Annotated in this window: 9 protein-coding genes; 4 read left to right on the top strand and 5 right to left on the bottom strand. The window is 64.1% G+C overall.

What is annotated here, in order from left to right; translation table 11 throughout:
• Positions 1-171 precede the first annotated feature (171 nt).
• Entirely contained in the window at positions 172-1,467 is a 1,296-nt protein-coding gene (locus BPNPMPFG_RS27950) for a lipopolysaccharide biosynthesis protein (protein WP_258591809.1), read from the top strand.
• Between the two features lie 127 nt (positions 1,468-1,594).
• Here the strand turns inward: BPNPMPFG_RS27950 and BPNPMPFG_RS27945 are convergent, their stop codons facing one another.
• Genes BPNPMPFG_RS27945 through BPNPMPFG_RS27935 form a run of 3 tightly spaced genes read right to left on the bottom strand, consistent with a single transcriptional unit; the run spans position 1,595 to position 4,478 of the window.
• Positions 1,595-2,518, bottom strand: a complete 924-nt coding sequence (locus BPNPMPFG_RS27945) for a DUF6492 family protein (RefSeq protein ID WP_258591808.1) — start codon at positions 2,516-2,518, stop codon at positions 1,595-1,597.
• Positions 2,515-3,309 carry a WecB/TagA/CpsF family glycosyltransferase gene (locus BPNPMPFG_RS27940; RefSeq protein ID WP_258591807.1) on the bottom strand — a complete coding sequence of 265 codons (795 nt, stop codon included), beginning with the start codon at positions 3,307-3,309 and terminating at the stop codon, positions 2,515-2,517. Before BPNPMPFG_RS27940 ends, BPNPMPFG_RS27945 begins: the two co-directional genes overlap by 4 nt.
• Positions 3,306-4,478: a glycosyltransferase gene (locus BPNPMPFG_RS27935; protein ID WP_258591806.1), complete on the bottom strand. Its 1,173-nt coding sequence runs from the start codon at positions 4,476-4,478 to the stop codon at positions 3,306-3,308. Before BPNPMPFG_RS27935 ends, BPNPMPFG_RS27940 begins: the two co-directional genes overlap by 4 nt.
• Positions 4,479-4,649: 171 nt before the next feature.
• Between BPNPMPFG_RS27935 and BPNPMPFG_RS27930 the strand changes: the two genes are divergently transcribed.
• The 3 genes from BPNPMPFG_RS27930 (at position 4,650) to proC (ending at position 7,858) form a co-directional block, all read left to right on the top strand.
• On the top strand, positions 4,650-5,648 hold the full coding sequence (locus tag BPNPMPFG_RS27930; protein ID WP_258591805.1) for a glycosyltransferase family 2 protein: 999 nt from the start codon (positions 4,650-4,652) through the stop codon (positions 5,646-5,648).
• Complete coding sequence (locus BPNPMPFG_RS27925) at positions 5,617-6,960, top strand: O-antigen ligase family protein (RefSeq protein ID WP_258591804.1); 1,344 nt, start codon at positions 5,617-5,619, stop codon at positions 6,958-6,960. Before BPNPMPFG_RS27930 ends, BPNPMPFG_RS27925 begins: the two co-directional genes overlap by 32 nt.
• 82 nt (positions 6,961-7,042) lie before the next feature.
• Positions 7,043-7,858: a pyrroline-5-carboxylate reductase gene (gene proC / locus BPNPMPFG_RS27920; RefSeq protein ID WP_258591803.1), complete on the top strand. Its 816-nt coding sequence runs from the start codon at positions 7,043-7,045 to the stop codon at positions 7,856-7,858.
• Between the two features lie 261 nt (positions 7,859-8,119).
• Here proC and BPNPMPFG_RS27915 read toward each other — a convergent pair whose 3' ends face one another.
• Positions 8,120-9,433 carry an NAD(P)H-dependent oxidoreductase gene (locus BPNPMPFG_RS27915; protein WP_258591802.1) on the bottom strand — a complete coding sequence of 438 codons (1,314 nt, stop codon included), beginning with the start codon at positions 9,431-9,433 and terminating at the stop codon, positions 8,120-8,122.
• A gap of 133 nt (positions 9,434-9,566) precedes the next feature.
• Positions 9,567-10,961, bottom strand: a complete 1,395-nt coding sequence (locus tag BPNPMPFG_RS27910) for a multicopper oxidase family protein (protein ID WP_258591801.1) — start codon at positions 10,959-10,961, stop codon at positions 9,567-9,569.
• Positions 10,962-11,003 lie beyond the last annotated feature (42 nt).

Here is an 11,003-nt window from a genome sequence, read left to right as displayed (position 1 = left end):
AAAACGGCGATTGGCCATTCGTTAAGCCACGCTAAACAGGCATGGAAAACAAAAGGTTAATTTTTGCCTGCGGAAGGTGCCGTTTCTCGCTCCGGTTGCGTATATTTTTTAACGCACCCTTAGGCTTCACACGGCGCGTTAAACTTTCACACCTATGCTTTTCACCGAGACATGACGCAAGCCAGTGACATACCGCAAAGGCGGCCTCTCGCCCGGATCGGCACTTTTTTGGCCGAACGCCGGGGGCTGCTTCGCGACTATTTCTCGGCGATCAGCGGCGCCGGCGGGCGGCTGGTGTTTTCACTCGCCTATTTCATCGCACTCGCCAACACGCTGTCCATTTCCGAGTTCGGCATGTTCGCCACCGCATCGGCGGCCGGCGTCATGCTGTCGCGCCTGCTCGCCTTTGGTTTCATCTCGGCACTCTATCGCACCGCCACCATCCGCCCCAATCTGATCGGCACCTTCACCGCCGGCTTCCTGCTGCTTGGCGTGCTGTCGCTGCCGCTGCTGGCCGCCGCCTCGTTCGGCGTCTATCTGATCTTCTTCGCCGACACCGTGCCGCTGTCGGTGTTTGCGGCAATCGTCTTTGCCGAAGCGCTGCTGTGGCGGCCGGTGGAGGTAGCGCTGATCGTCAACAACGGTCTGGGCAAATTCGGCCGCGCCGCCCTGCTGGCCATCCTGGCGACGGCGTTGCGGGCGCTCGGCGCGGTGCTGTTCATGTTCTGGGCGCAGCACAGCGTCTGGATCTGGTCGTGGTTCTATATCGGCGCCAATACCGCCTCGCTGCTGCTGGCTTTCGTCTTCTTCTACCCACGCCAGCGGCTGCGGCTGCGCATCGAGCTTTATCTCAGGCGGCTGGCCGATTCCATTTACGTGGCTGGCGCCGAAGTGCTGTTCTACCTGCAATCGGAGTTCGACAAGCTGCTGGTTCTGGCGATCGGCGGACCGCATCTGGCCGGCATCTACGCGATCATCATGCGGCTGGTCGACCTGACGGCGATTCCGATCCGCACCTTCTCGATGATGCTGGTGCAGCGCATGATGCGGGCTCCGGAAATGCTCTCGCGCCTCGCGGTCAAGAGCGGCATCGAAGGCGGCGTGTTCGCGGTCTCGACGGCGGCGCTGCTGACACTCGGCATCGTGCTGCACTTCTTTCCCAACGCGCTCGGCAAGAATGTCTCCGAGGCAGCGCCCCTCGTTGCGCTGGCGATCTGCGTTCCAGGACTGCGCAATCTGGTCGAATACCAGGCGGAGCTGCTGTTCGCCCGTGGCCAGACGCTGGTGCGGGCGCTCAATCTGGGCCTGCTCGCCGCACTGAAAGGGCTGTTGCTGACCTACGTGCTGACGACCATCCTCGACACGCCCAATCTGGTCCTGTCGCTCAACGTCGTCTTCCTGCTTCTGTATCTCGCCTCGACGCTGCTCACCTATTCGGCAATGCGCAAGCCGGCGAAGCCGGTCTAGGCTGTGTTGATGTTCAGGCGTGCAAACGACGGCTTTCTGCGCTTCCGATGCTCACCGACCCGAATGTCCGCTCCGGTTCTCGAAAACCACCATTCTCGGTTCGGCCTGACCTGAATCTCAACACACCTTAGTCCAAGCCGATCAGGCGGCGGATGCGACCAACGTCGGTGCCGATGAAGGATTGCATGCCGATCGCTACCTGCTCCGGCGCCATGGCGGCAACGAAGCGGCGGAACTCGTCGTCCGACAGCGCTTCACCAGTCCAGTGGACGCGGCAGAACTCCTCCGAGCCATGGAAATGGCCGGCACCGTCCAGCAGATCGTCGACATAGCGGCCGTAGATCATGCATTCGGAGAATTTGCGTGCCGAGCCGACGACCTCGACCCAACCGCGCCCGTGGACCTTCTCGATCTGTCCGCACATGGCCAACACGGTGTCGCGCCGCCACGCGATCAGCGTCGAGATGTAGTCGTGGACCGATGTCCGGGACGGGTCGATGCCAAGCGCAGAGCCGGCGTTGCGCGACCAGATGCGATGCTCTTCATGACCTTCATCCGCCAGCACGCCGTCGCGGCGGAACAGCCGCGCCTTGCCGTCGCGCCAAAAGGCGCCGCAGTCGAAAGGTTTGAGGAAAGCGACATCGGAATCGCAGAAGATCAGCACGTCTTCGGATGCATGCGCCGATATCGCGATGCGGCGCAATTGCTGCACGTGCCAGCCGCGCAGCGGCTGGGTCTTCAGGCTGAGCCAGACGCGCCGGCGAAACAGGCTGAGCGGATCGTCGAAGGCATGCAGCCAGCGCGGCAGCAATTCCCGCTCGTCGACGACGCTGCGACGGCTGCTTTCCAATTGGCGAAACAGCCTGATGTCGCGATGCTCGACCAGGACATAGTGGTGCGCCGCGCCGGAAACGTGGCGGTCAAGCGTTTCGCACAGCAGGCGGCAGCGCTCGAAATCGGGCGCATAGCTTGCCGTCACGATTGCCGCTGTCGGGATCTGCCGAAGCGGACTTGGGTCGACAACGGCACCTGGCACGAATCGGCTGTTCACTTGATGTCTCCAGCGGAGACGGTCCCGCGCGAGAATTTCTGCCTGACGACGCGCAGCAGGAACAGAGGATTGCCGACCACATAGCGGCGCCACAGGCGGCTCGGCTCGACAGCCAACCGAAACAGCCATTCCAACCGCAGTTGGCGCATCCACAAAGGCGCCCTCGGCACCGCGCCGCTCAGGAAATCGAGCAACGCGCCGACGGCGATCGGCAGCGTGCAGTGGCGCGCGTCGATATGGCGCGCGATCCACAATTCCTGGCGCGGCACGCCCATGGCGACGAGCAGCACGTCCGGCCGCAAATCTTCGATCCGGTCGATTACTCCCGCCTCCTCGGCAGCCGAGAAGAACCCGTCATGGATGACCACGAACCTGTGCTGCACGGCCAGTGCCGCCAGCTTGACCGAGGCCGCTTCGGCGTTGGCGCGCGTCGCGCCGAGCAGCCCGACGGTCAGCGGCGCTGTCGAGGCCTGCAGGAAAGCGGGGACGAAATCGGTGCCGTTGAGATTGTCCGGAAACGGCGTCCCATAAAGAAGTTTCGCCGCCAGATCGACACCGATGCCGTCGGGCAGGATGAGGAAATCATCCAGCGCCTCGGCGAAGACCGGTTCGGTGTAGGCAATGTTGGCGTTGTGGGCGTTGAGGAAACTGACCTTGGTGAAACGCCGTTCGGCAATCAGGCGGTTCAGCAAGCTGATGGCATCGTCCCAGCGGATCGCAAGCACCGGGATGCCGAGGATCGTCTTCAAGGTGTCGAGCCCGAACGCGGCGCGGGCGCTGTGCATGTTCATGCAAACGCCTCCTGCCTGACAGGCCCGAGTTTTTCGAGGCCGAGCCGGATGGCGGCATCGAGCGCCTTGAGTTGCGAACGACGGAATGCGCTGCCGTCAACATCGCGAATGTCTGCTGCCGCGCCCTCCAGTGCGCTGGCGAAGGCGGCGGGATCGTCGGTGACGACGCAATTGGCCGGGCGATGGTCGATGCCGCGCAGCGAGCGGCTGGTGGCGACGGACGGCAGGCCGAGCTCGAAGGTTTCGATGGTCTTCAACTGGACACCGCTGCCGGCGGTGCTGATCAGCGGGATGACGGCAGCACTGCGCACGAAAGCCTGCGCGTCCGGCACGCTGCCGACAAATTCGACACCCGGATGCTTCGACGTGACGCCCGACGGCATGCTGCCGGCAATCCGGATGCGGAAACCGGGCCGCAGGTGCGGTACGACTTTCTCCAGGAACCAGTCGAGGCCGATGCGGTTCGGCTGCCAGGTCCAGGTGCCGATCAGCGCCGCGTCGCAATCGATGCGGCGCTGGCCTTTCGGTTCGGACGCCTGCGCGCCGGTCACCAATGGCAGTACCGCCGAGCGGTCGTCGGAGGCGACACCGAGTGCCGCGCGGTCTTCCTCGGCCAGGGTGAAGACGAATCGCGCGCGGTTGCAGAGACGCTCCTCCATGGTCTCGAGCAACCTCGCCTCACGGCGGAACAGCAGGCGCTGGAAGAGGCTGCCGGCGGCAGCGGCGTTCTCCCGCGCCGAAAGATGCTCGACATTGTGGGCGACGAAAATCGAGGGCCGCTCAGTGAACAGCTTTTCGAAGGCGCCGGCGAACTGCACGGAATTCAGCACATAGCCGTCGAACGGGCCGGCGCGTGCGACCGCGGCGAGAACATCGCTGTCGGACACGGCGCGCAACTTGACCGACGCGAAGGTGAGGCCAGAAAGCATGGCCTTGCCGACCCAGGCGAGCTTTTGGGGTGCGGAGGCATTGTCGGTGCGCACGTCGATCGCCCCTAGCACCACGGTGTTTTCGGGATCGATCGCGGGTTTTCCCGGCCAGGTGAAGCCGATGACCGTGACGCGCGCGCCAGCGCGCCGCAAGGCGGCGATAATTGAAGCGTTGGCGATCTCATAGCCCGAGGCAAGAGCGCCGTCGGGCACGATCGATGTGGCGAACAGCAGATGCATCTCACCTATCCTGTGGTGTAGCCGGTAGCAAAGTGCGGTGAACCCTTGATTAAGCGAGCACAATCAACGACCGAAAGCCCGTGCCTGACGGGCTTCTCCGTGCAAGGTGATTAACGAAACCTTATCACCGTGGTGCTACCAGAGCCCCAATTCACCATGTGGCTGGAACGGATGATCCCTTTGCCATCAGACGGTTCGGTATCGATCGCGGGACGCTCGCCTCGGCTTGCGGCCGAGACCATCGAAGCGGTCGTCACCTTGCCGACCTTCAAGCGGCCCGAGCAGGTGCTGGAAACGCTGGCGTCGCTACGAGCGCAGCAGACCGGCAGGCGCTTTGCCGTCATCGTCATGGAAAACGAAGCCGAGGCGCGTGCCGGCGCCAAGGCCGCACTGCCGCTGTTCGAGCGTGGCGAGATATCAGGCATGGTCATCATCGCGCATCAGCGCGGCAATTGCAGCGCCTACAATGCCGGCTGGCAGACGGCGATCCTGCAGTTCCCGAACTTCAGGCATATGCTGGTCATCGACGATGACGAGATCGCCGATCCGCAATGGCTGGAACGGATGTGCGGGGCGGCCGAAACGCTCGGCGCCGATATCGTCGGCGGCCCGCAGGTGCCTGACTTTGCCGACCCGGCCCATGCCAGGTGGGCCGATCACCCGGTCTTCGCACCGCCCTATCGGAAAACCGGGCGTGTGCCGGCGCTCTATTCGTCCGGCAATCTTTTGGTCGGGCGCAACGTACTGATCGCCATGGGTCCGCCCTTTCTCGATCTGAAGTTCAACTTCATGGGCGGTGGTGATTCCGATTTTCTCAGCCGGTCCGCACAGAGGGGCTTTGTGCTGGGCTGGTGCGCCGAGGGACAGGTGCATGAGACCGTCCCGGCGCGGCGCGTCGAAGCCGACTGGATCCGTGCCCGCAGCCTGCGCAACGGCGTGATCTCGACACTGGTCGAAAAGAAGAAGCGCGCCGGTACGCCGCTGGCCGGCGCCAAGGTGCTTGCGAAGAGCCTGGCGCTGCTTGCCGCCTCACCGTTTCGCGGCCTGGTTCGGCTGGTGCTGACCGGTTCGCCGGCGATCGCCATCTACCCCGTCCATGTGGCGCTGGGCCGCGTGCTGGCCGAATTCGGATATGCCAATGAGCAATACCGCCAGCCTGAGAAAAACTGAGCGCGCGCCGCTCAGCGCTGCTTTCACGCGCGACGGCGTGGCGACCGCGATCGCGGCACTGCTGTTCACCGTCATCATGGTGTCCTTCCGGCCGTTCCAGCCGGGCGGCGCCGAACTGACCGGCAACGGCGGCGACATCGTCAACCAGCTTGGTTTCGGCTCGCTCGGTGCCGTGTCGATCTTCTCGCTGATGGCCTTCGCCGACCCGCGTATCGTGCGCTCGCTGCTCAGCCCGTCCTGGGTGCTGATGCTGGGCTTCTTTCTCCTGTCGGTGGTGCTGGCAACCGACCCGCCCTCGGCAATGCGCGCCGCCTCGTTCACGCTGATCGGCATTTTGACGATGGCGACGATCCTGGTCTTGCCGCGCGACGCCGAAGCCTTCTCGAAGGTCATCATCTTCACCGCCGTCGTGGTCATGGGCCTGTCCTATCTTGGCCTCATCGTCTTTCCGCACGAGGCGCTGCACACCGCGGACTCGCAGGAGCCCGAACATGCCGGCCTGTGGCGCGGCGTGTTCACGCACAAGAACATCGCCGGGCCGATCATGGCCTGTTTCAGTTTCGCGGGCCTGTATCTCTACCGGCGCGGGCAGCGGTTCTGGGGTGCCGGAATCTTCTGCGCGGCGATGGTCTTCATGCTGCACACCGGCTCCAAGACGACGGCCGGGCTGGTGCCGTTCTCGATCCTGATCGTGATGTTCCCGAGCCTGATGGGCATGCGGCTCGGCACACCGGTCCTGTTTGCGCTGGCGATCATCGGCACGGCGGTCGGCACGCTGGGCATCGTCTTCCTGCCGCCGGTGAAACATCTGGCGGCGATCTATTTCCCCGACATGACCTATACCGGGCGGACGACGCTGTGGGAGTTTGCCGGCTCCATGCTGGCGAAGAAGCCATGGACCGGTTACGGCTATGAAAGCTTCTGGGGCACGCCGCTGCTGCTCAACCAGGACCAGCCCTTCGACCGGCCGTGGGACATCAGAACCATCGTGCACGGCCATGACGGCTATCTCGACATCGCCGTGCTGATGGGCATTCCGGCACTTTGCGTGGCGGTCTACACCTTTCTCATCGCGCCGTTGCGCGACTACATGCGCATTCCGCTGCGCAAGGAAAACATCTATCTCGGCGACTTCTTCATGATGGTGGTGCTGTTCACCGCGCTGAACGCTTTCCTCGAAAGCTTCTTCTTCCATCGCGGCGACCCGGTCTGGCTGTTCTTCGTGCTCGGTGTGCTCGGCCTGAGACAAGTCTCGCTGCGGCCGATGGCGTTGCGCGAGCCCGATCGTGGTGTGCGATCCCGATCGCAATGAGCGATCTTCCCGTCCGTCCTGACGGGGCTTCCCCACTGAACCACGAGCGTCTATGTGAAGGCCTTTCCTTCGGAGGGTTTCCATGACGATCAGGCTCGTTCTCGCCGGCTGCGGCAATATGGGTTACGCCATGCTCTCGGGCTGGCTGAAATCCGGCAAGCTTGCGCCATCAGCGGTTTTCGTGGTCGAGCCCAATGCCGATTTGCGCCAGCGCGCGGCAGCGCTGGGCTGCGGCACGGCAGCGGACGCCGGCGACATTCCGGCCGATGCCGTGCCTGATCTCGTCGTCATCGCGGTGAAGCCGCAAGTGATCCGCGACGTCACCGCCGCCTACAAGCGCTTCGGCGACGGTCGCACCACTTTCGTCAGCATCGCCGCCGGGACGCCGGCCGCCACCTTCGAGGAGATCCTAGGCAACCGCGCACCTGTCGTGCGCTGCATGCCCAACACGCCGGCTGCCATCGGCAAGGGCATGATGGTGGTGTTTTCCAACAGGCTGGTTTCCGACGATACCAAGCGTTTCGTCGCCGACCTTTTGTCGGCGAGCGGCGAAGTGGCCACCATCGACGACGAGGGCCTGATGGATGCGGTGACCGCCGTATCCGGGTCGGGGCCGGCCTATATTTTTCACTTCATCGAGGCTCTGACCGTCGCCGCCCAAAAGGCTGGGTTGCCGACCGAAACCGCCAAGCTGCTCGCGATGCAGACCGTCTACGGCGCTGCCTCGCTTGCCGCCGAAAGCGGCGAGGAGCCGGGCGTGCTGCGCCAGCAGGTGACCAGCCCCAACGGCACCACGGCAGCCGCGCTTGGCGTGCTGATGGGCGAGGACAGGCTGACCAATCTGCTCACACAGGCAGTGGAAGCGGCGCGGCTGCGGTCGATCGAATTGGGGAAGTAAGGCCGTCTGGCCGGTTCAGCCTTTTTGCGGGACCGACTCGCCGCAAGAAGGCTTTGGATGTCGCGCCGCCCCTCATCGCCCTGCCGGGCACTTCTCCCCGTATAGTGACGGGGAGAAGGGCGCTCTCGTCGATGACTTCGCCAATCGCCAACGTTGCAGGGGCGGCATTACGTTGCGGCCAATCCCTTCTCCCCGTCACTATACGGGGAGAAGGTGCCGGCAGGCGGATGAGGGGCGGCGCCAACGTCGATAACTAGCCGTTCAGGCTCCGTAAAGCATCTCGTCCTGCAGCCGCCGCAAGGCGAACAGCCTCGTCGTCTGGTCGGGCGCGGCATTGTCGGCAGTCAGCAGTTCGCCTTTCCGGACCGGTTTCAGCACCTTGCCGCCCTCGAGCAGGCCGACCGGCACAGCGCGCTGGGCACGGGCTTCTCCGACGGTCATCGTCCAGGAGCGGTAGCAGGTCTCGCCGATCGCATCGAAGGTCTCGCCGACGGCCAAGTTGCGCTTGGCGACGGCGCACACCTCGGCCACCGGGCGCGGCAGCGGCACCATATCGGGCTTGCCGAAAAGCACGATGCGGGCGGCGGTGAGCGGCACTTCCAGCGAGGTCAGATGATAGGGCCTAAACAGGCTGTAATAGGGACCGTGGCCGATATGCAGATCGTCCATGCGCTCGATGATGCGCGGATGCGTCGCCTCGACGATGACGAAGACACCGGGCGCCACGCCCTTGCCGATCGTGTAGTCGACGACGCCCTTCTTCAACAGCAGCCCGCCATCCTCGCGCGGAATGAGCACCTTGGCGAGGTCGTCACGGTCGGCCTTGGGGCCGTGCATGCCCGGCACATCCGGCACCAGCCCGGTGGCGTTGGCGATGGCGCACATCTCGACCATGGTTTTCGAGCCGTCGACGAACTCGACCAGCATGCGCGGGTTCATGTTGCGGCGGATCGCTTCCGCGCGATAGTCGTCGGGCACGGCATCGTGGTTGAGCGGGTTGTTCTTGCCCTTGCCGGCCGAGACGATGGTTAGCCCAAGCGCCGAAGCAAACTCGATCAGCTCCATGCAGCTCGACGGCTCGTCGCCGGCGCCGACCGAATAGACGACGCCGAGCCGGTCGGCCTGTTGCTTCAGGTAGCAGCCGATGGTGACGTCGGCCTCGACGTTCATCATCACCAGATGCTTGCCGTGCTCCATCGCCATCAGGTCGAAATCGGCGGCGACACCCGGCTTGCCGGTGGCGTCGATGACGACGTCGATCAGCGGATTGGTGACCAGCATCTCGTTGGAGGTGATGGCGATCCTGCCGCTCTCGATGGCGCCGGTGACTTTCGACGCGGTATCGGCTTCGACCGCCATGGCTTCGTCGCCATAGGCGATGCGTATGGCCTCGCGCGCGGTGTGCGGGCGGCGGGTCGAGACGGCGCAAACCGAAATGCCCGGCATCAGCATGCCTTGCGTGACCAGATCGGTGCCCATCTCGCCCGAGCCGATGACGCCGATGCGCACCGGGCGGCCCTCGGCGGCACGGCTGGCAAGATCGCGGGCAAGCCCGGTCAGGGCGACATTGGTCATGCAGGGTTGTCCCATGATTTCCTGATTTGGAGGCGGCAATAGCAGGGAACCGCCCCCTTTTGCCAACGAAACCGCAAGCGCGGCATTTCTCGCCCGTCAACGCGTGCCTGATCGCACATCGGCCAGCGTGGCTTCACACTACCCTGACATAGCTCGTCATTCCAGATTTCTGGTGCTCGATGATGTGGCAGTGCAGCAGCCAGTCGCCGGGATTGTCGGCGACGAAGCCCAGGCTCACCTTCTCGTTGGGCTGGATGAGATAGGTATCAGAAATCAGCGGCTGAACCGGGCGTGTCGAGGACGACAACACCTTGAAACTCATGCCGTGCAGATGCATCGGATGCGATTGCGGCGTCAGGTTTTCCATGTCGATGACATAGCTCCGGCCGAGTTTCAGTTCGGCCAGCGGCGCGGTCGGATCCTTTGTATCGCCGGGCCACGGCACCTTGTTGATTGCCCAGAAACTGTAGCCCAGCGAACCGCAGATGCCATCGCTCGGAACATTTTCCGCCGTGGCGCTGAGCGCCAGGGAAATATGCCCGGCGGTGGAGAGATCCACCTCCGCCACCGGATTGGCCTCGAGGGGTGCAACATCACGCATGTCGCGCTTGAGCGAGCTTCCAATCGCGCGCAGGGTCGCGACCGTCTTGGGCTTGGTACCCCTGACGTCTCGCAGGCCGACGACCGCGCCCTCGTCGTCGGGCATGCGGATGGCCAGCTCCATGCGCTGGCCGGGTCCAACCAGCAGAGCATCGGGGGAAAAACGCTGCGGCACCGGATTGCCGTCGAGTGCGATGACCATGGCTTCGGCGCCGTCGACGCGAAAGGCATAGATCCTCGTGACGTCGGTGACGGCGACCCTGAGCCGCACCAGCCCTCCGGCCGGCGCGTCATATTGCGGCTGATCGAGCCAGTTGGCGGTGCGCACGGTGCCGTAGGTGCCGGTTCTCGCGGCATCGCGCGGCCGGAACTGGTCGATGAACTGGGCGTCGTCGCCGAGGCGCCAGTCGCGCAGATTGATGACCATTTCGGCATCGAATTTCGGATCGCCGGGGTTTTCGACCACGATCACGCCGGTCAGGCCGTGGCCCATCTGCTCCAGGGTGTTGCAATGCGGGTGGTACCAGAAGGTGCCGGCGTCGGGCGGCGTGAAGGCGTAGTCGAAATGATCGCCGGTATAGACGTAGGGCTGGACCAGAAACGGCACGCCGTCCATCTTGTTGGGCACGCGAATGCCGTGCCAGTGGATCGTCGTGGGATCGTCGATGGCGTTGACGAGACGCGCGGCGAAGGGCTCGCCCTTTTTCATCCTGAGCACCGGCGGCATTCCGGCGCCGCCATAGGTCAGCACATCCCTGGTCGGGCCGACATCCATCAGTTTCGTCTGGATTTTGGCCGTCTGCAGCACCATCGGCTCAGGCCAGGCGGCGGCCCAGCCGCCAAACCTGCCCATGGCTGCGAGCCCTACCCCGCTTGCGCCGGCAATCGCAGCCGTTTTCAAAAGTCCGCGGCGTGTGAGTACGGTCATTGGCGCTCCAACTGCAAAAGACGGCTACCCCGAAGGTGTAAC

It is taken from the genome of Mesorhizobium sp. AR07 (assembly GCF_024746815.1).
GTDB lineage: Bacteria > Pseudomonadota > Alphaproteobacteria > Rhizobiales > Rhizobiaceae > Mesorhizobium.
The sequence above is the reverse complement of the archived record's forward strand: the minus strand, read 5'-3'. Positions and strand labels throughout refer to the sequence as shown.